Source organism: Exiguobacterium sp. SL-10 (genome assembly GCF_004337025.1).
In the GTDB taxonomy this organism is placed as follows: domain Bacteria; phylum Bacillota; class Bacilli; order Exiguobacteriales; family Exiguobacteriaceae; genus Exiguobacterium.
Genome location: NZ_SJUP01000003.1, coordinates 54,266 through 79,262, shown reverse-complemented (window position 1 = coordinate 79,262; position 24,997 = coordinate 54,266). Strand labels below are relative to the sequence as shown.

At 51.1% G+C, this 24,997-nt stretch carries 25 protein-coding genes and 2 pseudogenes; 4 read left to right on the top strand and 23 right to left on the bottom strand.

Annotation, left to right across the window (positions count from 1 at the left end):
* Positions 1 to 6: 6 nt before the first annotated feature.
* The 9 genes from EVJ33_RS04995 to EVJ33_RS04955 form a co-directional block, all read right to left on the bottom strand.
* Entirely contained in the window at positions 7 to 1,380 is a 1,374-nt protein-coding gene (locus EVJ33_RS04995; protein WP_161566899.1) for a barstar family protein, read from the bottom strand.
* The gene (locus tag EVJ33_RS04990; RefSeq protein ID WP_131434997.1) at positions 1,377 to 2,081 is read right to left on the bottom strand and encodes a hypothetical protein; all 705 of its coding nucleotides are present in this window, start codon (positions 2,079 to 2,081) and stop codon (positions 1,377 to 1,379) included. Before EVJ33_RS04990 ends, EVJ33_RS04995 begins: the two co-directional genes overlap by 4 nt.
* 14 nt (positions 2,082 to 2,095) lie before the next feature.
* On the bottom strand, positions 2,096 to 3,166 hold the full coding sequence (locus tag EVJ33_RS04985; protein ID WP_236634538.1) for a DUF58 domain-containing protein: 1,071 nt from the start codon (positions 3,164 to 3,166) through the stop codon (positions 2,096 to 2,098).
* 2 nt (positions 3,167 to 3,168) lie between these two features.
* Complete coding sequence (locus EVJ33_RS04980) at positions 3,169 to 4,092, bottom strand: AAA family ATPase (protein WP_131434995.1); 924 nt, start codon at positions 4,090 to 4,092, stop codon at positions 3,169 to 3,171.
* On the bottom strand, positions 4,089 to 4,862 hold the full coding sequence (locus EVJ33_RS04975; protein ID WP_236634537.1) for a hypothetical protein: 774 nt from the start codon (positions 4,860 to 4,862) through the stop codon (positions 4,089 to 4,091). Before EVJ33_RS04975 ends, EVJ33_RS04980 begins: the two co-directional genes overlap by 4 nt.
* A gap of 142 nt (positions 4,863 to 5,004) precedes the next feature.
* The gene (locus tag EVJ33_RS04970; protein ID WP_131434993.1) at positions 5,005 to 5,490 is read right to left on the bottom strand and encodes a DUF3916 domain-containing protein; all 486 of its coding nucleotides are present in this window, start codon (positions 5,488 to 5,490) and stop codon (positions 5,005 to 5,007) included.
* Between the two features lie 82 nt (positions 5,491 to 5,572).
* Positions 5,573 to 6,061 (bottom strand): hypothetical protein, encoded by a 489-nt coding sequence (locus EVJ33_RS04965; protein WP_131434991.1) that lies wholly within the window; start codon positions 6,059 to 6,061, stop codon positions 5,573 to 5,575.
* A 28-nt stretch (positions 6,062 to 6,089) separates the two neighbouring features.
* Positions 6,090 to 6,695 carry an Imm64 family immunity protein gene (locus tag EVJ33_RS04960; RefSeq protein WP_131434989.1) on the bottom strand — a complete coding sequence of 202 codons (606 nt, stop codon included), beginning with the start codon at positions 6,693 to 6,695 and terminating at the stop codon, positions 6,090 to 6,092.
* A gap of 63 nt (positions 6,696 to 6,758) precedes the next feature.
* The gene (locus tag EVJ33_RS04955) at positions 6,759 to 8,021 is read right to left on the bottom strand and encodes an NCS2 family permease (protein WP_131434987.1); all 1,263 of its coding nucleotides are present in this window, start codon (positions 8,019 to 8,021) and stop codon (positions 6,759 to 6,761) included.
* 285 nt (positions 8,022 to 8,306) lie between these two features.
* Here EVJ33_RS04955 and EVJ33_RS15710 point away from each other — a divergent pair, with 285 nt between their 5' ends.
* Positions 8,307 to 8,429 (top strand): hypothetical protein, encoded by a 123-nt coding sequence (locus tag EVJ33_RS15710; RefSeq protein WP_255417482.1) that lies wholly within the window; start codon positions 8,307 to 8,309, stop codon positions 8,427 to 8,429.
* Between the two features lie 209 nt (positions 8,430 to 8,638).
* On the opposite strand, the gene EVJ33_RS04950 is transcribed toward EVJ33_RS15710, so the two are convergent.
* The 6 genes from EVJ33_RS04950 to EVJ33_RS04925 form a co-directional block, all read right to left on the bottom strand.
* On the bottom strand, positions 8,639 to 10,141 hold the full coding sequence (locus tag EVJ33_RS04950) for a PH domain-containing protein (RefSeq protein WP_131434985.1): 1,503 nt from the start codon (positions 10,139 to 10,141) through the stop codon (positions 8,639 to 8,641).
* The gene (locus EVJ33_RS04945; protein WP_131434983.1) at positions 10,138 to 10,647 is read right to left on the bottom strand and encodes a PH domain-containing protein; all 510 of its coding nucleotides are present in this window, start codon (positions 10,645 to 10,647) and stop codon (positions 10,138 to 10,140) included. The genes EVJ33_RS04950 and EVJ33_RS04945 overlap by 4 nt, the downstream gene beginning before the upstream one ends.
* 74 nt (positions 10,648 to 10,721) lie before the next feature.
* Positions 10,722 to 11,393 carry a WGR domain-containing protein gene (locus tag EVJ33_RS04940; protein ID WP_161566898.1) on the bottom strand — a complete coding sequence of 224 codons (672 nt, stop codon included), beginning with the start codon at positions 11,391 to 11,393 and terminating at the stop codon, positions 10,722 to 10,724.
* 36 nt (positions 11,394 to 11,429) lie between these two features.
* A complete protein-coding gene (locus EVJ33_RS04935; protein WP_131434979.1) occupies positions 11,430 to 12,620 on the bottom strand; it encodes an SMI1/KNR4 family protein in 1,191 nt (396 codons plus the stop codon).
* Positions 12,621 to 12,624: 4 nt separating this feature from the next.
* Entirely contained in the window at positions 12,625 to 13,527 is a 903-nt protein-coding gene (locus tag EVJ33_RS04930) for a hypothetical protein (protein WP_131434977.1), read from the bottom strand.
* Between the two features lie 94 nt (positions 13,528 to 13,621).
* On the bottom strand, positions 13,622 to 14,713 hold the full coding sequence (locus tag EVJ33_RS04925; RefSeq protein WP_131434975.1) for an FUSC family protein: 1,092 nt from the start codon (positions 14,711 to 14,713) through the stop codon (positions 13,622 to 13,624).
* A gap of 187 nt (positions 14,714 to 14,900) precedes the next feature.
* Here EVJ33_RS04925 and EVJ33_RS04920 point away from each other — a divergent pair, with 187 nt between their 5' ends.
* Both EVJ33_RS04920 and EVJ33_RS04915 read left to right on the top strand, forming a co-directional pair.
* Positions 14,901 to 15,521, top strand: a complete 621-nt coding sequence (locus EVJ33_RS04920) for an NAD(P)-dependent oxidoreductase (RefSeq protein WP_131434973.1) — start codon at positions 14,901 to 14,903, stop codon at positions 15,519 to 15,521.
* Positions 15,522 to 15,538: 17 nt separating this feature from the next.
* A complete protein-coding gene (locus EVJ33_RS04915; protein ID WP_131434971.1) occupies positions 15,539 to 18,919 on the top strand; it encodes a dynamin family protein in 3,381 nt (1,126 codons plus the stop codon).
* 159 nt (positions 18,920 to 19,078) lie between these two features.
* Here EVJ33_RS04915 and EVJ33_RS04910 read toward each other — a convergent pair whose 3' ends face one another.
* A complete protein-coding gene (locus EVJ33_RS04910; protein ID WP_131434969.1) occupies positions 19,079 to 19,645 on the bottom strand; it encodes a histidine phosphatase family protein in 567 nt (188 codons plus the stop codon).
* Between the two features lie 215 nt (positions 19,646 to 19,860).
* Between EVJ33_RS04910 and EVJ33_RS04905 the strand changes: the two genes are divergently transcribed.
* Positions 19,861 to 20,412, top strand: coding sequence for an ATP-binding protein (locus EVJ33_RS04905; protein WP_131434967.1), 552 nt, complete (start codon positions 19,861 to 19,863; stop codon positions 20,410 to 20,412).
* Positions 20,413 to 20,443: 31 nt separating this feature from the next.
* Here the strand turns inward: EVJ33_RS04905 and EVJ33_RS04900 are convergent, their stop codons facing one another.
* The 7 genes and pseudogenes from EVJ33_RS04900 to EVJ33_RS04865 all read right to left on the bottom strand — a co-directional run bounded on the left by EVJ33_RS04900 (position 20,444) and on the right by EVJ33_RS04865 (position 24,585).
* Positions 20,444 to 21,424, bottom strand: coding sequence for a Gfo/Idh/MocA family protein (locus EVJ33_RS04900; RefSeq protein WP_131434965.1), 981 nt, complete (start codon positions 21,422 to 21,424; stop codon positions 20,444 to 20,446).
* Positions 21,425 to 21,443: 19 nt separating this feature from the next.
* The gene (locus EVJ33_RS04895) at positions 21,444 to 21,920 is read right to left on the bottom strand and encodes a GNAT family N-acetyltransferase (RefSeq protein ID WP_131434963.1); all 477 of its coding nucleotides are present in this window, start codon (positions 21,918 to 21,920) and stop codon (positions 21,444 to 21,446) included.
* Between the two features lie 7 nt (positions 21,921 to 21,927).
* Positions 21,928 to 22,413, bottom strand: coding sequence for an SRPBCC family protein (locus tag EVJ33_RS04890; RefSeq protein ID WP_131434961.1), 486 nt, complete (start codon positions 22,411 to 22,413; stop codon positions 21,928 to 21,930).
* Between the two features lie 132 nt (positions 22,414 to 22,545).
* Positions 22,546 to 22,911: pseudogene (locus EVJ33_RS04885) on the bottom strand (RNA-guided endonuclease TnpB family protein); the annotation flags it as partial.
* Positions 22,912 to 23,173: 262 nt separating this feature from the next.
* Complete coding sequence (locus EVJ33_RS04875; protein WP_131434957.1) at positions 23,174 to 23,554, bottom strand: hypothetical protein; 381 nt, start codon at positions 23,552 to 23,554, stop codon at positions 23,174 to 23,176.
* 14 nt (positions 23,555 to 23,568) lie between these two features.
* Positions 23,569 to 23,742 (bottom strand): annotated as a pseudogene (locus tag EVJ33_RS04870) (DUF2199 domain-containing protein); the annotation flags it as partial.
* Between the two features lie 132 nt (positions 23,743 to 23,874).
* Complete coding sequence (locus EVJ33_RS04865) at positions 23,875 to 24,585, bottom strand: DUF2750 domain-containing protein (RefSeq protein WP_131434955.1); 711 nt, start codon at positions 24,583 to 24,585, stop codon at positions 23,875 to 23,877.
* Positions 24,586 to 24,997 lie beyond the last annotated feature (412 nt).

The following is a 24,997-nucleotide window of genomic DNA, read 5'->3' as shown; positions in this document are numbered from 1 at the left end:
ACTATTTCAAAATCGCTTAATCGAACCGTTCACATGATCGAGAAAGTGATACACATCGTCCGCATCATGCGCCAGTATGAAGTTTCCGAAGATATGGGGATGATACTCTCCGATGAATGTCTCGAATGTCTGTACAGGTGTAGTTGGGGAAAACGACTTCCAAAACCCTTTTGCTTTCGGAATCTCTAGCTGAGGCAACAACCCGTCTTCAATCAACTTCTCCCATGCTGCGTCATGTAGCGTCAATCGATAGACCCTCTCGCTTAGAGCAATTGTACCACCGAAACAGAACGTCAATTCAATCGGATACGCACCACGTGTCACGTGACGAAAAAACGTCTCGTAATCCGCTGTATCAATCGATTCAACGGATTCAATAGTCATCCCTTGTAGTGTCAGTCCCTCACGGTAATAGCTTACCAACCAATCCATTTCATTTGAGAACGTGACGACGTCTTCACGCTGGTCGTCACAGGAAAGTGTCAGCCATGGTGTAATATCCTCATGATTATGAACGATTCCGGATGTGACAGCCTCCTCTTCTAAGCGTTCAAACGCGAAACGATGTCGCCTTGGCAACCGTACCGACGTCTTCCGTTCCACGCGTAACGGGAATGCTGCGCCAGCGAGATGTCGGTAAATTAGGCGATTTGCTTCTCCCTCTTTTAATGCATCACTCGGCAAAATCAGCATCTCTGTCTGATAATAGATGATTCGACACGGTTTCACGTCCGGCTCGTTCCCGTAGTCCGTAAAACATTTTGCGAGCGTGTTCGCCGCCTCAGGCAATCGCTGCTCAAACTCCGTCCAACCGTATAGCTCCACGATGTCCGGCAATCCGTTCTCATCGGTGATGACATCCCAAAACGCGTCCCAGTTCATGCCATAGTGCGAAGGAAATTGTAACTGTTCTTTTAACAGTTCATGTAACTCGGTTTCCGTCGCGATGTTGGAGACGTCTAGCGTCACACGAGTGGTTTGGTCTCTCTGTTTACACACCTCAATCGGATGCATCCAGACATACACCGTCTCGACAACTTCATATGGCGAGACATCTATATAGACGTCTCGCGTGAACGGATGCATGGCGAGGTAACGCAATACCACTACATCCGTAAAACCCTCACCAATCTGCACATCATCCGGATGAAACGAGAAGATGTCAGCAGCTTGTCGACGGATCGAGCGATAGACGTCATCAAGCTCTTGATCATAGACACGGTCGAATTCATTACGGTCCACTTGCCATAACGTCCGCTCGCTAGAATAGGGTAAGCTGTCCGTCTTTTGTTCAAATTGATCCGAATGCACTGCGTGTTGACGCACAAATAAAGCCGTGGTCGCGTCAACTTCACGTAACCACGGACGTTTCAAATTCATCTTTTCCATCGCCTCCGATAAAAGAAATAACCGAGCGGAAGGCCTGTCAGCAACGCTAGGCCAAGCATCCGATATGATTTCGGCTCTGTCGTCTGAACATTACCTGAACTACCAGTGAGGCCATCTTCCAACGAACCTTCGATATTTGCATGTGTCTCGACTAAGAGTGCCTGATAGGATACGAGCGTGATCGTATCTCCGCCGATGAAGCGTTTTGCATCGGTCGTCAAGGCGGTCAACGTCTTCTCTTCATAGTCAAACCAGGCATTTTCTGGCGCCGAATGGACGAGTGAGCCGGATACGTCGCCTAGAGCAGTTGACAACTCCTGGCCGTACCCGAGCGTTGAGAAGGCGAAGACACCCGGTTCCTGCTCATACGTGCCGATGACGTTTCTTGGTTCTCCGTCCTGTAAGACGGCCGACACGTGCTCATCGCTCGGGACGAACGTACAAAGCTCATCTGACGAGTAACAGGATTGTGCGGCCATCATCACTTTATGAAGCGAACCGAACGAGATGGAGTGACTTTCCGTCAAGTGATAGCCGCTCGGGTCGTCTCCCCCTTCAATATAATCAAGGACGATTGACTCAAAATGGGTTTTAGCGAAACGCTCAGCGGACCGTTCTGTCGGCGCGGCAATTGCAGACGTAGCAACGAGTGTGAAGGCCCCGGCTAAGGCGAATGTTGTGAGGTGGCGCAACATGTTGCCTCCTTTCAACTGATAAACATCTGCTTGAGCAGTGACGTATCAATCCGAATCACTTCCGCATGAGGATGCTTCTGTCGCTCGATGATCTGATTGAACCGTTTCGAAGCGACGAATCGATCGGATTCATGGACGCCCGCCAGACGTACGAGGGCGAGGCGCAATTGCTTGCGACCGTCACTCATTCGCAGGTGGTCGATATGATTATCAGCATCGAGCCGATTGATGAACAGCTCGACTTTACAATCTTCCTTCACCAAATAGGATACCAGATAAGCTGCCTGTTGAATCAACTCTTCGTAACGAGCGTGGAGGCCGTTTCCGAGCGGACCACTCAAGTCGAGCATTAACGTGAACGTATCCAAGTTTTGTCGTTGAAATACTTTCGCTTGTAAACGTCCTGTCTTGGCCGACGCATACCAATCAATTTGTTTCGCCGGTTCGGCTTCATACGATTTCGAGCTCAGAATCATCAACTGGTCTTTGAGTGGGGAATGTTTGACGAGCCGATCTCCCACGCGATAATGCTTCGAGTCGGACACGTTCATCTTCTTGATCGACGGGAGTACCGTCCACTCGGGAAGTGACTCGACCGCGTCGACGAGCAGTACCGTACCAAGAAAGAATGGCAGTCTCGCGCTGACGATGCATTCGTTCATTTTGACCGGTCCTCGTTTCTCAGCCTGAATCGTCAACGGAACATCCGCTTCGTCTGGCTCGATGTCGAGTGTCGTCGTACTCGAGCCATTTTCAAAGGTGATGCCTCGTCCGAGCGTAACTCGGACAGAAAGTGGGATTCCGAGCGTTGTCATTTGATTTAAGCCGTGGACAGTCATTCGTAACGTGGCGGCATCATCGATGAACAGCAATTGTTCTTTTTGATGGAACGACACACCTATGGAAGTAGAAATTGTATTCGTCAACCATTTCCGAGCCAGCATCAGCCCGAGGATGATTCCGCAGACGTAGGCAACTGGCCAGATATATGGGAACCATATCGTGAAGATCATCAGACCGGTGTACGCAGACCATAATTTTTCTTCCAACCACGTTGGCGTGCTCAGTTCGTAGCGGTTCATGGTCATACCTTCTCGACAGGCACGTCGACTCGTTCAAGTATATCTTCCAGCACATTCCGCTTTGTCGACTTCACGTCCCCTTCGAGCGTCAACGTCAATCGATGTGACAATACTTGCGGCGCGACGGCCTGAACATCTTCCGGGGTCACGAATTGTCGTTCCTGGATATAGGCGTACGCTTGAGATGCTTTGACGAGCGCGAGCGTCGCCCGTGGACTCGCCCCGACCTCGACGAGCGGATGGTTCCTCGTCTCTTGAACGAGTGCAAGCAGATACGTGACGACATCTTCATGGACTCGGACATCCTCGACTTCTGCTTGGGCCGCTGAGAACGACTCGTTCGACATGAGAGCGTGCACGGCATGTCGTGTCTTGGAAATCGTTTGGAGAATCAAATTCCGCTCTTCTGAAGCCTCTGGATAGCCGACTTGGAGCGCCATAAAGAAGCGATCGAGCTGCGCGTCTGGTAACGCGAACGTTCCTGCTGACTCGATTGGGTTTTGTGTCGCGATGACAAAGAAAGGTTCAGGCAATTTATATGTGACACCGCCGATTGAGACTTGCCGCTCCTCCATCGCCTCGAGCAAAGCGGATTGCGTCCGGGGGACGGCCCGGTTGACCTCATCAATCAGCAAGATATTCGTGAAGATCGGTCCGGTCTTGTTCTCGAACGTCTGGGTCTGCACGTTGAAGAAGTCTGTACCGATGATGTCGGTCGGCAGAAGGTCGGCCGTGAACTGAATTCGTGTGAAGTCGGCCTCGAAACTTTTGGCGATACTTTTCGCAAGGAGCGTCTTTCCGGTCCCAGGAACGTCCTCTAATAAGATGTGACCATTGGCGAGGAGTGCCGTACAGCAGAGACGCGTGATTTCAGGCTTTCCGAGATAGATCTGGTCCAGTTGTTCCAATACGCGTTTGATGGTCATGAGAGTGGCTCCTTTTCTAGGCGAAGTAAGTAGGCGTCGAGCTGTTGTTTGAACGCTTCTTCACGTTGTGGCGTGATCTCGACTTTGTCATAACGGGTCTCTAAATAGCTCCGAAGCGAGGCATCGAGTTGAATGCGGCTCGCCCAGGCGGATAACGTCTCGAACGTCCGCCGACGCTTTTGTGGCGGCAATGCTTGTTCGAATTGAATCAAATGTTGCCGTAACGGTGAATCCGGCAGCGGATGGACGGGGCGTTTTACCTCTTCGGACATTTCGTCTGTCTCTTTCGTTGCATCAACCCTCTCGTCTGTCGAAATGGATTCCCTCACTTTTTTGTTAAAGCGGCGTCTATGCCACATCCATAAGCCAATCAAGAGAAGGATTGCGCTGAAGATGTAAGGTAATAGGGAAAGGCGATCAGATTCACTTGTAGATGGTTTGCCGTATGACGGAGACGAGTCATTCTCATCTTCCCTTGGTGTGCCGCCTTCATCATCTGAAGGTCCAACAATCGCCCCTGCTTCAGAAATACCGGGCCCGGAATCTACGTCACTACCATCTCCACACCAAAAATCCGTATCGACGACCTCAATGATCCCAAACAACTTTCGCTTGTCATGACAGTCCGTGACCCAACTCGTGATGGGGCTCCCTGAGATGTCCAACTCTTTGAAGTAGGTATAAGCGAGTTGACCTGAGAATGAAATGAGTGCGACAACCAGTAAGGAAAGCAAGGAGACGGATAGAAAAATAGCTTTGGCCTTTTTCATGTAATGATCCGTACAGATAGATGTAGATTGGATTTCATACCTTCCAACGGCTCCTTTCGAATTAAAGTGAATGACAAATTCGATTGTGCTTTCAAAAGAAAGATGTCGCAATCTTCAGTATTCTTTAGTTGTGAAATGACCACTAGACATATAGAAGCCAAATCTCACTTTCAAACTGACCATCCTCGTCACACATCGAAGACATGTACTTCTTCAGTTCCATGTCATCGGGTAATTGTCGCAATAAGATTTCGTGTTCCTTGAACTCCATCGATCCAAGGGTCCAATTCGGATTCAGGAGAAAATCTCGATAAGCTTCGTCCGTCTCGAAAACGATGATCTCAGACGCCCAGAGTGAAGGGACGTCCAATAATACGACGATTCGATAAACCTCGTTAGGTCGAAGACGTTTTAAACGGATTGCTCCATCTAGCAATGTGTCTACAACAAGACGTTTTCCACGCATCTTGAACCGTTTGGAGAACAGGATGGGCTGCCCAATCGGGATTTTGCTGTTCCAGTACCCATTGATGAACGTTGTCGGAAACGTGGACGTCGTTTCCTCGACGTGCTCGACCATTTTTCTTAATTTCCGACGCATGCCGCGTATTTTCCGCTCTCGATTCATGGTTCATCCTCATTAACTGTAAATTTAATTTTTTATTCCTAAATTAAGGAAATTATACCATGCCGATGCAATGCTTTATAGATTAATATAGTTCATTCGTTCGGTTATATTCTTCTAAACTTCTCCAGTCAGGATGAGCCTTACGAAACTGCTCAGTTAATTCACTATTTTTGCTTAACAATAAGACATGACTGGAATCCCACAAGATTAATTCACAAACCGCAGCTCGGTGTTGGATGTGTGGTGATTCAATCCACAGTTCTGCATTTCCATCTGCGAACGGGTAGACGTCCAATTGTTCAAAAGTTATGTACTGCTTAGAGTCAAATCCTGAAAATACGCCCCAGATGAAATAGACATCAGGCATGTGAACGAATTGAATCAGTTGCTCTCCTTTAATCCAGTAAACCCATCCCTCTTCAAACTCGCGTACATCATCAAAATAATGCAGATGGCGATCTGGTATATTTCCGTCCACGTCTGTCAGCATCCAATTGTACTTGGTCACCTGTGTGCCGAGAGAATCAATGACCTGTTGAATTGAAGTAAATCGATCGATGATTGTATTCATAACATGCCCCTTTCTAACAACCATTCAGCTAACGCCGGTTTGAGCTTTTATCATCTTGTGGCGTCATCCCATCAAGTGCGATTGACCCGTGAACCACTTTGAGACCGTCCTTAACGGGTATGACAGAGAGGGAAAGACTTTCGATGACTTTACGGTCTTGAAGAAGCGTCTCAGGTGCCCAGTCCAGCTCAATCTCGTGGCCCGCCACCGCATAGGCGAAGGATGTGCTACGGTATACGTCTATAAGCAGTCGTTCCACACTGTCTGTGGCTCTGACAATCGATTCCGTCTCATTCGTGTCCACGAACAAGTCCTCCCAGTCCAAATCAATGAGAAGCCCTTCAAAATCGACTTCAGTTTTCAATGAAACGGTCACAATTTGGTCACGTCGACCGAAACGGGCAGTCGATAGGGTAATGGAACCGTAATACTGAATTTGAGACAAGTCGAGGTCTGATCCCTTCGGTTCAATCGTCACCCACTCCGTTCCATCTTCGTCTTTGCTATAGGTGATGCGATCTATCTTCCCACCATCTCGCATTAACGCTTCACAAACGACTTGAAGGTTGCGAAGCAGGCCACTCCCTGTTGTGAACGCGATTCCGATTGAAACGAATCCTCCTGATTTCCCCATAGAACCTCCCCCTTTGTTTCATCATACAAAAAAGCGGCACCGTTTACACGGTACCGCCCTATCTTACAACCAGACTGGTAAAGAGAAGAAAACCAAGAACAATACGGTCAAGACACCGACGACCGGACTGAGCGACCGATAGCCCTTCTTGAACAAGACGATCATCGTGTAGGCGATGAAGCCGAGCCCGATGCCATCGACGATGGAATACGTGAACGGAATCATGATGATGACGAGAATCGCCGGGAAGGCATGCTCCCAATTGTCGAGCGGGAGATGCTTCACGTTCTGGAACATCATCATGCCGATGATGATCAACACCGGCGCAATCGCCGTCACCGGAATGATCGCGAACAGCGGCAACAACAAGAGCGAGACGACGTACAGCCCTGACGTCACGAACGAGGCGATGCCGCCCCGAGCGCCGACCGAGATGCCGGCCGCGACCTCGACCGTCGAGACGGTCGGGCTCGAACCGAACATCGCACCGGCCATCGTCGATAACCCTTGGGCGACGAGCCCTTTCGGAGCATCCGCATCCTTGCCGATGGCACGCGTCTGATTCTGAATCAGGCTGATGTTCTCGATCAGCAAGACGAGCGTCAATACGCCGACAGCGACAAGGAAGATCGGTGACGCCGACTCGGCGAACGAGACGTTGCCGAATACCGTACCGAACGACTCAAAGAACGGCATAAGCGCGAACTCACCGGTCCAGTCGAGCGTGCCCATGACGGCGCTCAAGCCGACCCCGAACGCGATCGTCCATAGGAAACTGCTCGGTCCCATCTTCAAAAAGAGAAGGATGGCGACGAATAGCGTCAGGAACGCGACCTGTACCGGCCGCTCCCCGAGGTCTCCGATGTGAAGCAACGCCCCACCACCGCCCGAGACGATCCCCGCCGCCTCGAGTCCGATCAAGATGAGGAATAGGCCGAGTCCGACCGTCAAACCGTCATGAATGATCGGCGGGAACGCGTTCGCGAGTTTCCTCGCCACTTTCGTCACCGTCAACAGGACGACGAGCGCCCCCGAGACGAACGAGACGGCGAGCGCGCCTTGCCAGCTCAGCCCCATCTGCAGGACGAGCGTGTACGTAAAGAGCGCGTTGATGCCCATCCCTGGTAATAGGAGCAGCGGCAAGTTGAACAGCCCTGCGATGAACGTTCCGATGATGCTTGTCAAAATCGCTCCGACGAGCGCTCCCTCGAACGGGAGTCCGGCTTGTGTCAAGATTGCCGCGTGAACGGCCGGGATGTATGCTGTCGCCAGAAAGTTCAGCACGCCCCCGTATGTTTCTGTTTTCCATTCTGTTTGTTTTGCCATAGGAATCAATCCTTTATTGGCACCCTCACCCACCCATGTGGTTATACACACGAGATTGATTATATCCTGTCTGACTTCTGACATGCAACATTATTGTCGTTCAATTCCATCTTTAGACCTACTGCCGAGACGACTCCATCTAAAGGTTCATTTTATAAAATAAGAACAAACGTTCCTGTTTTTAGCATCTTTTTTGAAGGGAATCTGCTATAATGAAGAGGCAGGTTAACGCAGCAATAGTGGGGTCAGCCGCCAAGTCCACAATGGAGGAAGGCGGTGGTGCGGATGGAACAACTATGGACCTGGGTCGGCGATTATGTCATCGTCCCGATCCTCGCTCCGATTATCGTTCACTTGGTGTTACACCAAACATCCGATCGTGCAACGTCTGAACGCACAAAAAAATGACCCCCTCGGCGCAATGAGATGGGTCACTTTCTGATTCACTAACCATTGTGGCGGCTGGGCCACTCTTAAAGTGGTAACCTGTACGCCAGAGGCCGGTGTGTCCAGCACCGGTCTCTTTCTACTTGCATCATACCATACTTGTTCCCATTTTTCAGTAACAGAAACACGAAAACGATGAAGTTGACGTGACGAACAAACACCGGGCGATTTTAGCCCGGTGTTTTCATATCTTCCTCTACTGTATAGCGGGAGAACCAGTTCAGCATGGCGTCCGCCTCTTGTTTCGGGATGTCCTCGATCATTTCATTCGATAAGACACCACGCGTCGAGAACAGAACGTTACATACATTGAAACGGCGTTGAAGCGGCGTCTGTGTCACTTGGATTTGTTCGATCCGGGGCTTGTCCGTCAAAAATGAGTGGACGTTGAAGGCGCCGGTCCGTAACTCGACGAAGTGACCGTTCCGGGCGTAGCGTGTCGTCATATAGCTCAACAGGCGGCCGCCGACGATAATGGCCCACAACAGGACGAGCCACCAGGCGTAATCGCGGAAGAAATACAGCACGACACCCGAGACGATGAGTCCGAACCAGCTGATGCGCAACAGTTTGACCCAGAGGGAACGCTTCGGCAAACGATGCAGCGTATCAGACCAGACGAACTGATCGAAGTGTTCGTTCAACACGTTCATCGCCCGCTCCCGTTTCACGAATGGGAGAATCGTCGACGATTCATCTTTCAGCTCATCCATCGTTCCGGCCGCGACGAGTTCGACGCCGACGATATTGAACCAACGCCGGATGAACGTCTCCTTGATTCGGATCGCTTGAATCTTCTCGTACGGAATCTCTTTGGCGGAACGGTTGAGTAGTCCTTTCTCGACCCGGATGCGGTCACCTCGTCGTTCGAGCCGGAAGTTCCCGTACTTCAAGAAGTTGATGACCATGCCGATGACGACCGACAATATTAGGACCGACAAGACGAGCAGGCCGATTGCGATGATGGACGCGTGAATCACCCAATCCCCGATTGTATCGAACGTCCCGTCGAGATTGATGAAATCATCGATGGACGAGACGATCGTTGAGGCGACCGGGAAGATGGCGAACACCGACAGTGACGTCAACGAGGCGATGATGATTTCGCGGGTCGAGAGGGCGTACAACAAACGGCTCGCTGGCTTTGCAATCGCCACCGGTGTTTCGGTCGCGTCCGTCTCCCCTTCTACCGGTACATCGGTCTCGGCCTTCCGATGACGGACCTGGTCAAGGATGTCCTCGAGCCGCTTCGCCTCATTCGGGAAGACACCGGCTAATTTGAACGAGGCGTCGTCGCTGTTCGCGTTCGTATCGAACGTCAATTCAACGACCCCGAGCAGCCGGTACAAAAACGGGCTGTTCGAGTGGACGCTCTGAATCTTATACAGCGGCAACGACTTCTCTTTCTTGATCCAGTTGCCGTCGATGACATATACCGTCTTCTCGTCGAGCGCATACCGGAAGTTGAGCCAACCGAAGAACTTCTGCAGGATATCGAGCAAGAGGAACAACAAAATCCCGACCCGTAAGATGATGCCGAATGTTGAGCTCCAGTCGTTATTGATCACAAACAGCAGTACGAGTGGGATGATAAACGACTTGATGACCTCTAAGACACGCAACAGCAAGACGCGACTCGGCAGTCGATGCCACGTGAGAGCGGCTTCTGTCATACGACATCCTCCTCTTCGATGCGGGCATAGACGGCAATCTGTTCCCGAAGCGTCTTCGCGAACGATTCCTCGATCGCATAGATATCATGTGAGCCTGCTGCCGTCCCGATTGTGATCGTCTGCAAGCCGTATTTCCGTAGCAACGGGCCTTGCTGGGCGTGGACGTATTGTACTTTTGTCATTGGGATCAAGACGTCGTGCGTCGTGATGATGCCGTGATGCAGGCGAATCTCGAGTGGTTTCACGTCATACGTAAACCGCTCTTGCTTCCACTTTTGGAAGACGACGATATCGATCACACTATAGATGAGGTCGATAGCGAGTAAGGCGTACATCGTATATTGCAGCCACGTCGGCCAGTCAAAATAAAGCGAGGCAGCGACGAGGCCCCCTGTGATGACGAGCCCGATCAGATAAAAGATGGCGCTCGACAGTCGGAAGACGGTACGGGCCTCGATTGGCAGTGTGCCGCTGAATGATGTCGGTGTTGTTTCTATGTCTGACATTGGTGTTTCCCCCTAACGATTCGGAGCATATGTCCGTTCTACCTCTAGTATACGGCGCACTCCCTAAAAAAGTTTCAAATTGAGGTCGGGAAACTGTTCAACTGCACGCTCATCAATTTAAACCGCGGTCTGTCTTCTGGTTCGACTTGCTGGATAAGTCGGTCGAGTGCGGCAACGCCTTCCTCCTGTAGCGCAGCGTCTAGATGACCGGTCAGTTTAATCGATGCGAACGCACTCGACATGACGACGACGTCACAGTCGAATCCGTATTCATATGTCGCCCAGTCGTCAGAGCTCGATACATCCCGCTCCATCCAGCCCGAAACGATGTCGTACGCACCGACGAGGAAATCGATGTCCCGTTCTTTTCGGATTGCGTCCTCGAACATCACGAGCACGTCGGCGCCTTCATCACTGCCGAACGGACTGAACTCATCCGTGCAATCCAAGTAGAAGTCCTCCTGAAAATGAGCATTGAACCGAGGGTATGCGGTGAGTTGGTCGGGACCGATTTCCGGGTCGTCGAAATAAAGATGGTTGTCCCAGTCGTAATCGACCTCCACGTACCCTTTCTTCAGTTTTTGACGGACGAGTTTGTCGGCTTCTTTCTTACACTCTTCGGCCGTATTAAAAGACTTTAGTTGGACTTTACCGACCGTACCGAGCTTTCCGTACTGGACGACGAACTCGTCTGTGCCAACACGGATGTTCCAAAATTTTGTGGTGTGTTGCAGTGATGTATTCACACGATTTCCCCTTATGTCTAAATATAGTCCGTCGGCTCAAGTGAAGTGTAGGGTTCCATGGCGATGCTCTGCTTCCACGACGGCTAGCGCTTGTTTGATGAGCACCTCGATATTTGCGATTTGCGATTTTTCGATATACGTCTCCCCATCAAATACATAGACGGTCTCGTCCCCGTCATATGTCATGGCATATAGTTCTCCTTCCATGAGGGATTGTCCGATAACGAAATAGTCTGCTCGTAACGTATCGTAATGTGAGGATAAATCGAGCGGTGTATTCACTTGTTCTTCAATCGATATACCTTTATATTCGATGTCTGATACGCCGTATAGGTTGAGTTGGCAATAGAGGCTAACCCCATCAAACTGTCTCAACAATCGTTTGTAGGTTTTAGGGAGATCTCGATGATGACTCTCCCAGAGACGAAGCACACGTTCATCACGAGGCGGTGCAATCGATATACGCCATGTGTCTGTTTCCCCTAAGTACCCAAATACGTGTGCTCCATTGTTGAGTATCTTGTAATCGGTCTTAAAGTTGGCATGTAAGTGCGCAATCAACGTAAACGGACCTTGTGCTTCCTTTCTTTGCCTCATCAGTCGCGTCCCGATATGAGAACGTGCTGTCTCGGATTCATCGAATAGTTGTCGATCATGAAGCCTTTCGGTCAATTGATAAAACGTGCCATATGCAGACGGAAATACGGCATGCCACGAATAAGAATCTAATCGAGAACGTTCCACTTCCTTTAAGAAGTCGTCGCTGCAGTAGTTGAGCCATTCAATTTCATGGATTGTTGAACGATTTGGTGTATACGCATAGACGGATCGTTCCACAACGTCTTTACCGATTGTCGCGTAAGTTGGTCTTAACGTCTCACATACTGCATGAAACAGCTTTTCCCAATCGGTTTTATGTTTATCGAAATAGGACTTCGATAACACCAACCCAAAACCGATGTCACCTGTTTCTAGTCCGGTTAAATTAAAGGCAGTCACGTAACTCGGTTGACTTTCAAGCTTTGCGAAGAAAGAATGCTTCCCTTCGATTCCGTCTGTCCAACTCCGTTCGAATCGCCTCCCATCGTATCGCGAAATCGATTTTAAATCATAACCAATCGACTCGATGGTCACACGGTGTCGCTTGAACAATTCAAGAAGCCGTCGAGCGTAATCAATCGATGTTACATCATGTTGAAAGTAAAATGTAAGTTTTATGTGTCTCATCGATTTACTCCTTGATGCCCAAGTCTATAGAATCATCTTCAAACAAGTCGATTGAGAAAGTGACTAATCGATTTTCCTGAAAGCTACCGCGGACTGAATATTCCTTATTTCCACCCTCTGTTAAAAAGATGACTCCTTGATTCCATGCCGCTTCCTGGTTTTCCCCCATCAGACTCATCAAGGAAAGATAAAATGGGGACCCAGGATAATCTACAGTGATCGGATGTGGTGTCATGTTGAGCTGTTGTTCATCAAGGACACAAATGAATGCTGAGAGAACTAAAAAAGTTCCAAGCTCTTGATAGTCAGTCACATCGGATAAAGAATCAGTCTGCGCTCTTCCTTCAACGCGAACAAGAGTCTCTGTCTCATCTAGAAAACCGGTTACAGTCCATGTCAGATTTGGTGTGACTGGAACGATTAACGATTCATCAGTGTTCGCGGGATCAGTGAAACAGAGATTCGATGAATCAGTTGAAAATTCACCGATTGGAAGTTCTGTCAATCCTTCATCAACTGTTTCGATATAAAAAGCTACGATTGTTTGTTGGCGTTTGATCACATATACACTAAGTGGTCGATGAAAAGAATCCAGCTCAAGTGCAAATGCTTTGTCCGATTTTAGAACTCGTGTAGAAGAATCTTCGACAGCAATCAAATTTACTACTGACTCACATTCCAAATCTCCGACATGCTCAAGTTCTGCCCAGTCTACATCTTCGCAATAAGCCATCACCCCTTCTTGACCGGTAGCGTATCCGATATGTACGCGCCACTCGCCTTCCCGTTTGATTGGTAATGAGATTCGATTGAGAGAACTTTGTTCATCAACCATAAGCAGGTAATCCCCATCAAATGTCATAGTCCCTAAGTCTTTTAAATGCCTCATTTCTTCTAGATAGCTCATTCGTTACATCCTCTCTTATTCTCTTGATTTTATTATGAATGAAACAACGAAGGAGCGCATGTCTTGATGCAACAAAAAAACCGCCAGTCGGCGGTTAATCTTCAAAGAACCATTTCTTGCGTGGTTCCACTTTCAAATTGTCCCCGTGCTTCTTCATCTCGGTGATGAGATAGCGTTCGAGTTCATTCATCGCCTTGACCCAGTTTGTCATCGCCGCGACGAGCGGGACGACAGTCAAGATGAGGTCTTCTTCTTCATCGCGCATCTTCTCAATCATCAATTTTGCGAAATCGAAGTTCTCGTGGATCAGATCCTCTTCACGGTCGATGATATGCTCGTTCTCTAATTCGTAAGCCGAAAAGAGGCGCTCATGCCGGCGTAACAAATGCCGCATATGACGCAACAACTCTTCTTCAAGTTGCGGCGGCAGATGTTCGACCGTCAAATAATCGTCATGCAACTTGTCGAGCACGTGGATAGCGGCACTGTTCGTGTCGATCATCTTCGACTTCAAGACGGCCCGACGGTAGATGGGTGTCTTCTTTTCGAGCCAGCGGTTGGCTTTGATCTCTTCTTCGAAATAATCATACGTGGTCTTTGAGGCGCGATGTTTCTTCTTCGTCTCATCGAGCGATTCGAACGATGAACGGCCGCCTTCTGTTTCCGAAAATAGGCGGGCGATGCGGACGGCCATCTGGAAGACGGTCGTGATGTCTTCTTCGAGCTTCCGTTCATAGCGTGGCGGGAACAAGAGCGCGTTGACGAGCAGCGCGACGGTGATCCCCATCATGATGAGCAAATAACGTTCGCCGGCGAACATCCAGACGGGCATGTCCGACTGGCTCGCCCCTTCCATGATCAGGATTGTCGTCAAGATGACGGTTCGGGTCGTCGACTCGAGGTTCAAGAAGAGAAGGATTGAGATGGCGATGATGATGACGACCCCAATGGCGATTGGCGTCGGGTTCGGCGTCAACATCAATGAGAAGACAGCGAGCAAAGCCCCAATCAAGTTCCCTTTCAACTCTTCTAAAAGTCGGACACCGGTCTGATAGACTGAAGGCAGTAAGGCGAGCGAGGCCGCGAGTGCCGGGACGACGATTTGTTCAAATTGAAATGCTTCGGCAATAAGCAATACCAGGGCGACAGAAATCCCGGTTTTAATTGTTCTAGCTCCAAATCTCATGCGTTCTCGACACCGGAGTGTCTTCCCCCTTTATACACGTCATGCAATTTTTTTAGCCGTCTTCGGCGTGTGTGAAACATTTGCCCTTCGAACCGGTCGAAGTCAGGACATTTTGTCCGATTCGAGAGCGCTTCCGTGGTATGATGGCGTTGGATATTTTCTTTAATCTTGATGGGGAGGGGTTTACTTGTCAACCATTGCTTTATTTGGAGGGAGCGGCCGCACGGGGATGCGGTTGCTCGAACGTTTATTAGAAGACGGACACGACGTCCGACTCTTGTCACGTCGAGAGGTCGAACCGAGTGAACGACTCACGGTCATCATCGGAGACGCGACTGATGGAGAGGCTATCGCGGAAACATTGAAATCAGCCGACGTCGTCATGTCGGCGCTCGGTACGGATAAGCAGAACGTCTTGTCCCGCTTTACCCCGCTCGTCATCTCGGCGATGCAAACAGCTGGGATCACGCGCATCTTGACGGTCGGGACGGCCGGAATTTTGCAGGCACATGATTCTGATCACTATCGTTTTGAAACCCGCGAGTCGAAACGTTCGATGACGACCGCGGCCGAAGACCACGCGCGGGCGTATGAACTGCTCGACGCATCGACGCTCGACTATACAATCGTCTGCCCGACCCAATTGATTGAAGACGCGTCCGTCGGGAAGATCGTCATCACAGCTGACGTGCTCGGGACGCAGAACTCGGGACCAATCTCGCGTGACGATGTGGCGGAGCTCGTCATTCAAGCCTGGGAAAACAACTCATATCGTAGACACCGCGTCGGCATCACGACGGAATCATAAGTAGGGGATGGGGATTTATGAACGAACAACGCATGCGCCTCGCGCAATTGACCGACGTATTTGACACGCAAGCTGAGACAGAGTCGGCCCGTCTTGCCAAGACCGCGCTCCGGAAAGTGACGCGGGACGAGATTTGGATCGCAGTCTGTGGTCATTTTTCGGCCGGGAAGTCGACGCTGCTCAACAATTGGCTCGGGGACGGTGTGTTACCGACGAGCCCGATTCCGACGAGTGCGAATATCGTGACGCTTCGACAGGGGGATGTCGGGGCATCCGTCGCCATTAACGACACCGATTGGATTCGACTTGAGACGGATGAACTAGACCGTTTAGGAGACTACTGTAAGATTGAAGAAATTAAAGAAGTCGAATACGCCCTGCCCCGCTTCCCGTTCGGAAGCGACGTCGTCCTCATGGACACACCCGGGATCGACTCGACCGATGAGCGACACCGTCAAGCGACGGAACGCTCGCTCTTCCTCGCCGACCATCTGTTCTTCATGATGGATTACAATCACGTCCAGTCCGAACAGAACATCAAACTGATGAAACAGTTCAGCGCTGAAGGACGTCCCTACTCGATTATCATCAACCAAATCGATAAGCACGATGAAGGAGAGCTTCCATTCAGCACGTTTAAACGCTCGCTCGAGACCGCCTTCACCCGTCATGCCATTAATCCGGACGATATATTCTATATCTCGCTCCTTGAGCTCGATCACCCTGAGAACGAGGCCGAACGACTCCGGACGTATGTCCAAACCGTCATCGACGGCGCACGGGAACACGCAGAAGCGCGCGCCGACTTGCTCGTCGACACGTTGCTCGCCCGGTCCACTCGTGCGAACGATGCGCTCCTGAACGAATTGCCGGTCGTCGAGAAGCAGCCGACGGAGATTCAAGCCCGCCTGCAACGCCTCGACAAAAAAGCGATATGGCTCACATCATTCCGCCGCGAGTTCTTCAAACACCAAACGCCGATCGTCGCGAGCGCGCCGATCATGAACTACGAGTTCCGTGAACTGTTGCGGAACTATCTCGAGAGTTGTGCGCCGGAGTTCAAAGTCGGCCTGTTCTTCTCAAAAGAGAAGACGCGCCAGGAACGCCTGCGTCGTGAAGACATTGCCGTCAAGGAGTTCAACCGATTGATCGATACGAACCTTCGCCCCCATTTGATCAAGTACGCCGAAGACATCGTCCGCGATTTGAAACTGCCCGAGGCGATTTTGTCCCGTCCGGATACGTTACCGACTGCACCGAGCACGCTCATCAGTGACCAAGTGAAGTCCGGCGCATCGCTCAGCGGTGACACGGTGCTTCAATTCAGCCGCGACATCGAGGCGGCTCTCGCCTCTTGGGTGACGAAAGTGTCCGAACCGTGGGTCACGTCGGTCGAGGCGTATCTCGAAGCCGAAGGCAAAAACCGAATCCATGCCATCGAGACTGAGCAAGATGAGTTGTATGACATGCTCGACACGTTGGCGCTACAACGTCAGCTGGGCGAACAACGAGACGAACTCACCAATTACACGACACGTGACCTCTCTGCTTCGCGTTTGACGGACCTTGAGACCCGTCACTACGTCACGGCCGACCAATTGCCGCAGAAACAAGTCGAACATCAGCAACAAGAAGTTGCCTCGACCGCGCTTTTGGTGGATGATATTACTGCTTTGTCCTTTGATTTTTCTTATGAATATACGGTATGTGAAATATTAGAAAGACATCCGTTATTCAAGTCACGCGTCAAGTCGCTCCGTCATAAATTGGCCCGGGCCGAATCCGAGACGTATACGCTCGCCATCTTTGGGGCGTTCTCGTCCGGCAAGTCGTCGACATTGAACGCGTTGCTCGGTGAGACGGTGCTCCCGACGTCACCGAACCCACTGACGGCATCGATCACGAAAATCGTGCCGCCGAACGGCCGCGCCAACAAGAGCGCGTTGATCACGTTCAAGACACGTGTCGAACTCGAGGCCGAGCTGAACGGTTACGGGGCGTCACTCGACGCGCTCCATCTCGATCACCCGTTCGTCAACGCCGTCAAGAACGCTCCCCTGTCCTATCTCGGTAGCCAGGAGATGGTCGACTATGACACGTTCTGCTCGTTCGTCACAGAAGAAGAGAAGAGCTGTATCGTCAAAGAAATCGAGCTCGCCATCGACTCCCCTTGGGCCGACCGTGGCATCATCTTCGTCGACACGCCGGGTGCCGACTCGCAGTTCAACCGTCATAGCGAGGTACAGTTCGGCTATATGCGTGACGCCGATGCCGTCCTGTTCGTGACGTATTACAATCACGCCTTCACCGAGGCCGACCGTGAACTCGTCATCCAGCTCGGACGCGTACAAGGGACAGGTGACCATCACATGTTCTTCCTCGTCAACGCGGCTGACTTGGCGGCGGATGAAGCGGAACGGCTCGCCGTCACCGATTATGTGTCGAACCAGTTGACAAAGCTCGGTGTCCGTCATCCGACGGTGCTGCCGATCTCGAGCCGAAACGCCATCCAGGGAACGGATGCCGGGTTCAATCGATTCTCGGCCAAGCTCGAGCAATTCGTCGACCACGATTTGCGTCAGGCGAACGCGGTCCGCATCAAAGATGAGGCAGAAGCCCTCGTCGCCGCGTTCGAGGACGTCGTCCGCGAGGCCGAAGCGGATGCGAGCGTCAAGGCGGCCCGTCGTGACAAGCTCGAACAGTTGCGCACGTCTGACAATCGTCTCAACGTCACGACGCTCGAAGACCCGTTCCAGCGCGAGACGGACGAGTTGCTTGCTCACCTCGAGACCCGCTCGCTCCTCCGGCTGTCGGACTTCGTCAAGGAGACGTTCCATCCGGTCGAAGTGGATGGGTCGAAAGCGAGCCTGGAGCGCGCCCTCACCCGCACGCTCGACAAGTATGCGTATGACATCCATCAGGAGCTGCAAGTGTTCCAATATCGGCTCGAGCGCTTCTTGAAACGGGAGACGGAACGCTTGATCGAGCGCGAGACGCTCAAACTGCGCCCGCTCTTGCCGACGTTATCATACGAGGAAGACATCGACATCGATTGGCTCCGCGACGCCGTCGATCCGGTCACGTTCGAGGCGGCCCCGTTCCGTCCCGTATTGAAGCACTATAAGAACGCGAACCAGTTCTTCGAAGGCGACGGCCGGACGAAGTTGCGCGATGACTTGAGCGCCCTGTTGAAGACGGCGGTGCGTGAACAGCTGGCGCGCGTCGGAACACATCAAGTCGAGCGGACAGCGATGCATCTCCTCGCACTCGAGACGACGCTCAGCCAGGACTGGGACCGTGAAGTGAACGATCTCGTCGCCGGTGAATTGAGCGTGCTCTCGGACGGTCAATCGTTCCAAGACATGACACAGCGCCTCGATGCGCTCAGAAAGGACTGAACGCATGGGTTCCTTGTTGCTCGTCGGATTGATTCCGGCCGTCATCATGACAGTCGCACTCGGCCTGTTTATCCGCCACCTGTATCTGAATAGAGAGTAGACTTTGAAGGATGGGACCGAGACCGGCCCATCCTTTTTTTATGACGGCATAAACGGCTTTCAAACCATTTCTGGACGGTCCCATAGCTTTTCAACGCTCACTAGTTCATGTTTGTTAAACGTCACTTTATAAACGTCCGGCATATCGAGTTCTTTCCAGAACGCATAGCCATACTGTTCATCAAAATAATTGAGGATCAGCACCATGATATTCCCATGCGTACCGATTGTGATTCGCTTTCCTTCGTATTGGTCGAGCAGTGACAGGATCGCACGGACTCCGCGCTGTCGAGAAACCACGTTCGATTCGCCCCCTTCCCATGCAAAAGTAGGATCTTCCCACACTCTCGTCATCGCCAGGGTAAAATTCTCGGCCGGCTCTGTCGTCAATGTCCGCTCTCTCAAGTCATCGATGAGCAGAACTTCTGTCCCAATCTGGTCAGCAATCCCTTGGACGGTTTGAATCGCTCGTCTATATGGACTCGAAACGACGAGATCAATCTTTTCTTCACTCAAGGTGTTTGTGATGTTACGGACGTCTCCCTCTCCCTTTTCAGATAAAGGTCTCGTCCACTCATCAGCTGTATATGTAGAGTGTGCATGTCTTACGAAATACATGGTCGTCATGTCATCGTCTCCCGTTCTAGGTATGTCATCAACTATCATTCTACTGAAACTTATTGTAAAATTATCCAGCATGCCTTCATGATAATCCTCAAAAAGAGGATTTCGCTTACACGTTTTCTCGATGAAGACGAACATCGAGATTCGAACGATGAACATATATCTTAGGAGTTCATGATGTTAGCCACAAAAAATATAGGTTGATGGGAGAGGCAAACATGAGAAGCAGAATTCACATACTCGGCGCTTCGGGCTCCGGCACGTCAACACTTGGCGACGCGTTGGCGAACGTGTTGCCGCATACATATCTCGATACGGATGAGTATTTTTGGACCACCAAGTTCACCGAACCGAGACCCGTCCCTGAACGACGCGAGATGCTCAAAGAAGAGTTGCTCCAATCTGAACAGTGGATTCTGTCAGGGTCGCTTGTCGGTTGGGGCGACTGCTTCATGCCCTATTTTGATTTGGTTATCTTTTTATGGATTCCGCCCGACGTTCGATTGGCCAGATTACAACAACGGGAACGCGAGCGCTATGGAGCAGAGTCACTCGTCGGTGGCAGCCTGTACGAGCAATCACAAGCCTTTCTAAATTGGGCTGCTCTCTACGACCATGCCGGGACGGAAGTCAGAAGCAAGACGTTGCATGAACAATGGCTGGCTGAACTGTCTTGTCCCATCCTAAGAATCGAAGGTGACTACTCGACCGAGGAACGGATCGCAATAGTTACGAATTTTCTAAAAGAAGATTTCAGTCATGATAAATGAGCCCCGAGCACAAAATGCTCGAGGCTCTTTGTTATACGTCAGCCGGGTACCGCACGTCGATACGCTGCCGAATATCGGTCATGACGTCCGCGAGTGTGAGCATATTGGCAAACGAATGAACCTCGGTCTCCCGCTCCCCTGCCTCAATCATGTTCACGAACGTCTGAATCTCATACGTCATATGGCTCGCCTGTTTTGAGCCGAGTTCGACGGTCGTCCCGTCGCGGCCAACGAACGTCAAGCGGTCAAGCGAACCGATATCGTCAATCACGATGCGCCCCGCTTCCCCGATGATTTCGGACGGGGAATCCGTACCGTGAATCTTCGAGTGGAGCACGATGATGTCCATGCCGTCATACGACAAGATGGCCGAACCACTTCCGTCGACGCCTGACTCGAGCTTGACGGCGTTGGCATGCAAGCCTTTCGGTCGGCCGAACAGCTTCAAGGCCGGACCGAGGCAATAAACACCGAGATCCATCAGTGAACCGTTCGAGAAGGTGGGATTGAACGTGTTCGGGTTGTCCCCGCGTTTATACAAGTCGTAGCGGGACGAGTATTGTGACTTGTTCAAGATGACACGCCGGACCGGTCCGACGCGATGGAGTTCTTGACGCAACACATCGAAGTTCGGCATGAATAGGTTGCGGAGCGCTTCGAGCAAGACGACGTCATGTTCATGCGCCGTCTCAAGCATCTGTCTGACTTCCTCAACGTTCGAGGCGAACGGTTTCTCACAGAGGACGTGCTTGCCGTGACGCATAAAGAGCAGACTCTGCTCGGCGTGGAGCGAGTTCGGACTCGCGATATAGACCGCATCAATCAACTCACTGGACGCCATCTGCTCAAGCGAGGTGAACGTGTTTGGAATATCAAATTCTTCAGCGAACGTTTTCGCGCGCTCGTCCGTACGAGAATAGACGGCGGACACGGATGCGCCTTCGACTTCATGAGTCGCTTCAATAAAAGAACGGGTGATAAAGTTTGTGCCGATGATACCGAATCGAATCATAGGTTAATCCCTCTTTTCTTTAGGTTGTGATGGCTTTGCTAAGCATGATTTCGTCATGGAGCGGGATACCGTGCTCCCCGATGACGGGGATCGACGGTTTCTGAATCCGGGCCGCATCGACTGCGTCCGGGATGATGCGTGCGAGACGCCAGCCCCGCTTTTGATAGAAAGCAATCGCTCGTAAGTTGTCATTTGTCGTGATGAGCGACAGCCGTTCGAGCTGATGCTGCTTGGCCACTCGCTCCACTGCATCGAGGAGCGCCGAGCCGATGCCACGCTTCTCCTGCAGGCTGTCGAGCGAGATGATTTCAATCTCGTCTTCCCGAGTGACATACGTGGTGAGGCCGATAATGACGTTCCCTTCCGACCAGACGAACCCGTCAAGCGTGGCGCAATCATACGTCCCGGTCGAGATGACCATCTCGGGTGAGCCCCAGGCGTCAATGAAGAACGAACGGACCGCGTCACGCGTCGAAGAAGTAATCGGTTCAATCATCGCCGTATCACTCCGCCTCTCGGGCAGGGGACGGTTTTGGAACACTCGCCTCGGCATAAATCCGGAACTGTTTGAACTGTTCATCGTATATCAGCCGAATCGCCCAACGGAACGCCTTCACGTAAAGGGCATAGAGCCATGAGGACGGGACGAGCGAGATACGAATCGTCACGTCCGTCCCGTCTGCTGTCTCGCTCAACGTATATGTCGCAATCGATACCCCTTGATTCGTCACCGCCTGTACCTCGCATGTGTGAGGACGATTGACATAGGTCAACTCAGACTCGACCCGAATTTCTTTCTTCTCGAACTGTTGGACCGAGATGAACCGTTTTCCCGTCACGAGTGAGGCGTTACCATCCTCATAAATGTTCTCAATCAAATGGTCGTTCCATTTGACGATATGTTCGTCTTCTGCGAGACAACCGAAGACGTGGTCGATCGGTGCGTCGATTGCCATCGTATATGTAGCTACTTCAATTGGTTGTTTCATAGGTCCTCCTTTAATTGTGATGAAATGATTTCTATTTCATTTGTCATCTTTTTCGTGAACTACTCACCACTTATTTCCTTCGCAACCTGAAGTGGGAGCTTCTTGGGAAGACCGTGCTTTGACCATCCACGGTTATGGGCCAAGCTCTTCGGGCAGTCCCTGCTCTCGGGTGTTTCGATCGGCGAGGCGCAACAGGTTGAGGCTCGCGTTGACGTCTCGGTCGTGGTGCGCACCGCACGCGGCACACGTCCACTCGCGGACGTTCAGGCTCTTCTTACCGCCGTTCTCGCCGCAGGCCGAACAGACTTGGGTCGAGGCGAACCACGGGTCGGCCTTGATGAGCGTCCGCTCATAGAAGCTCGCCTTATATTCCAGTTGGCGGACGAACTCGCCCCATCCGGCGTCCCCGATCGATTTCGCCAGGCGGCGGTCCCGCATCATCTCCCTCGGTTTCAGCGTCTCGACCACGACGACTTGGTTCTCGTCGACGATGTGTCGCTACAGCTTGTGGAGCCGGTATTGGTAGCCCTTCAGCATGTCCGTCCCTCCTTTGCCCGGTGTCAGGATGATTCTCGTCCCATTCCGATACCCGAGGAGGAGGCGAGGAAATCTGACGGGATTGCGAACTTTTGTTCGTTATATTTTTCACAGGGACATTAAAAAGGTTCGCAAGCAGGCGGTTCATCTCCCACCTACGCTGGGCCGTGCCCTGAGACGCTTAGAGGTGGGAGAATTTTCGCCTAATTCAGTTAAAAAACGTCTAGATTGAAGAACGTCTGCTCAACATCACCCACTCGACTCGAGCAAGGCTCGACGTTCCTATAAATACGGCCGGAACTTCAGAGTCACGATACATATTGGACTCGGTCGCAAGTCCGTTCATCCACATTTGAATCGATGCTTCGGGTAATGTCAGTGTGATCATCGTTTTCTCAACCTGAAGCGAAGATAGGTCACCACGTTGTACCGTCAGACGCGTTTGAATCTGAGAGGCACCTGAACCATGCGTCTTGTACATGACATCGAACGATTCGATTGAACCATCTAGACACTGACTCAACTGACGATGTATCACGAGACGTTTCGATGCGGGATAAAATAAGTAAACGACGGCTTGCGAATGCCGGACGAATTCTAGCAAGTTGTGCTCTCCTCTCATGCGTCGCTTTCCATGATGCGTGCCAGTTCTTCAGTCCGTCCGTGGGTGATCCCGTCTCGCTGCTCAACGGCAAGCGGATGATCGGTTGGCTCCAATTCGATGAACGATTGCATCCCCACTTCTCGGATATGACCGTTCGTCTTCAAGTTGAGCGTGTCTGGACTAATGGGGTCCCGAGTTCATAGTGGCAGACCGAACATGAACAATTGTCGAGATGATCGCGTTTTTTTGGAAAAGGGATTCATCATATTTGTTGCTCTCTTTTTCGATTACAACATATACATACGGTAAGTGAAATAAAATTATTCAAAATACTCTAGAATGGTTTCTGGGTCATATTCCAATCCAACCAGTTCGCTCGACCAATCGAGGCCACACAACAGCTCATCCTCCGACATGTTCGGCAACCAGCGTTCGAGGAACAAGTCAAAAGGCAACTCAATCACATGATAGTTGGCCCATTCGTCAGCCCGGCAAGCGAGCGCAAGCTCTTGGGTCGAAAAGAACAACAAGACGTCTGTCTCTTCCACGTGCGATGGTGCATACGCCCATCCCTCGTCTTGTTCCGCTGATAAACCAAAGACGACACCGCTTGCCTCGACTCGTTCGCAAAACGTCTCGAGCACGTCGCTTTCCGCCTGCGTCACTTCGACGAACGCCTCAAACGAATGCGCCGCCACCTCGAGTTCATCCATCTCGTGCCACCAGACGTAAATCGTCTCCCGGTCGTCTTTTAGAAAACCGAGCTCATCACCAGATCCATTCGTCGCAAGCGTCACGAACCCTTGCGGCAAATTCTCTTGCTTCAATTCGTTGGCTCGAATGACATCATCCCACGTTTTATTGAAAAACCGCTCGTCCTTGATCGGATAAAAGAACCAATCTCCAAGTTCAAACTTGTTCCCATGACCCCATGCGTCACGCAAGCCGTCCGGGAAGCGTGCCCCCACTTGTTGCTCCACCTGTTCAATCGCTTCAATCGTGAACCCTGGAAGGTTCGTCTCCAGTATCATCTCATCGCCCTCTTTCTAACATCAATAACATGAGTATACTGAATTTACAAAAAAGAGGGAATTGATTCCGACAAGTTGATGCCGTGATTAGCACAATTCTATCGATCAAACGGTTGAGGACGTAAAAAAGGACCTATTCAACAGGTCCTTTATCACGAGAAATTATCCGGTTGTGCGCAGTAGCTTCTTCAACGATACGACGACGCACCAAAGGAATAGCGTGACTAACGCAGCTTCACATGCGCTTACGCCAAGGATAAACAGCAATGTCCCGATATCTTCAAACTCGTCAAAACCGAACTTCTCCAATTGCCAATCATGAACGATTTGATAATAGGTAATTAGTAGAAACGGTATCGGAAAAACTCGCCAATAAAACGTCTTAATCTGCTTCGGTAAATGGAACTCCATT

Bases quoted from the DNA above. Each gene is read 5' to 3' on its own strand.
- EVJ33_RS04925 (WP_131434975.1), bottom strand. From the start codon at position 14,713: ATGAGATTTGGAGCTAGAACAATTAAAACCGGGATTTCTGTCGCCCTG.
- EVJ33_RS04975 (WP_236634537.1), bottom strand. From the start codon at position 4,862: ATGAAAAAGGCCAAAGCTATTTTTCTATCCGTCTCCTTGCTTTCCTTA.
- EVJ33_RS04930 (WP_131434977.1), bottom strand. From the start codon at position 13,527: ATGAGCTATCTAGAAGAAATGAGGCATTTAAAAGACTTAGGGACTATG.
- EVJ33_RS04890 (WP_131434961.1), bottom strand. From the start codon at position 22,413: ATGAAACAACCAATTGAAGTAGCTACATATACGATGGCAATCGACGCA.
- EVJ33_RS04985 (WP_236634538.1), bottom strand. From the start codon at position 3,166: ATGAACCGCTACGAACTGAGCACGCCAACGTGGTTGGAAGAAAAATTA.
- EVJ33_RS04960 (WP_131434989.1), bottom strand. From the start codon at position 6,695: ATGGGGAAATCAGGAGGATTCGTTTCAATCGGAATCGCGTTCACAACA.
- EVJ33_RS15710 (WP_255417482.1), top strand. From the start codon at position 8,307: ATGGAACAACTATGGACCTGGGTCGGCGATTATGTCATCGTCCCGATC.
- EVJ33_RS04950 (WP_131434985.1), bottom strand. From the start codon at position 10,141: ATGACAGAAGCCGCTCTCACGTGGCATCGACTGCCGAGTCGCGTCTTG.
- EVJ33_RS04965 (WP_131434991.1), bottom strand. From the start codon at position 6,061: ATGAATACAATCATCGATCGATTTACTTCAATTCAACAGGTCATTGAT.
- EVJ33_RS04895 (WP_131434963.1), bottom strand. From the start codon at position 21,920: ATGATTGAACCGATTACTTCTTCGACGCGTGACGCGGTCCGTTCGTTC.
- EVJ33_RS04955 (WP_131434987.1), bottom strand. From the start codon at position 8,021: ATGGCAAAACAAACAGAATGGAAAACAGAAACATACGGGGGCGTGCTG.
- EVJ33_RS04995 (WP_161566899.1), bottom strand. From the start codon at position 1,380: ATGAATTTGAAACGTCCGTGGTTACGTGAAGTTGACGCGACCACGGCT.
- EVJ33_RS04905 (WP_131434967.1), top strand. From the start codon at position 19,861: ATGAGAAGCAGAATTCACATACTCGGCGCTTCGGGCTCCGGCACGTCA.
- EVJ33_RS04980 (WP_131434995.1), bottom strand. From the start codon at position 4,092: ATGACCATCAAACGCGTATTGGAACAACTGGACCAGATCTATCTCGGA.
- EVJ33_RS04865 (WP_131434955.1), bottom strand. From the start codon at position 24,585: ATGATACTGGAGACGAACCTTCCAGGGTTCACGATTGAAGCGATTGAA.
- EVJ33_RS04970 (WP_131434993.1), bottom strand. From the start codon at position 5,490: ATGAATCGAGAGCGGAAAATACGCGGCATGCGTCGGAAATTAAGAAAA.
- EVJ33_RS04945 (WP_131434983.1), bottom strand. From the start codon at position 10,647: ATGTCAGACATAGAAACAACACCGACATCATTCAGCGGCACACTGCCA.
- EVJ33_RS04935 (WP_131434979.1), bottom strand. From the start codon at position 12,620: ATGAGACACATAAAACTTACATTTTACTTTCAACATGATGTAACATCG.
- EVJ33_RS04900 (WP_131434965.1), bottom strand. From the start codon at position 21,424: ATGATTCGATTCGGTATCATCGGCACAAACTTTATCACCCGTTCTTTT.
- EVJ33_RS04910 (WP_131434969.1), bottom strand. From the start codon at position 19,645: ATGACGACCATGTATTTCGTAAGACATGCACACTCTACATATACAGCT.
- EVJ33_RS04915 (WP_131434971.1), top strand. From the start codon at position 15,539: ATGAACGAACAACGCATGCGCCTCGCGCAATTGACCGACGTATTTGAC.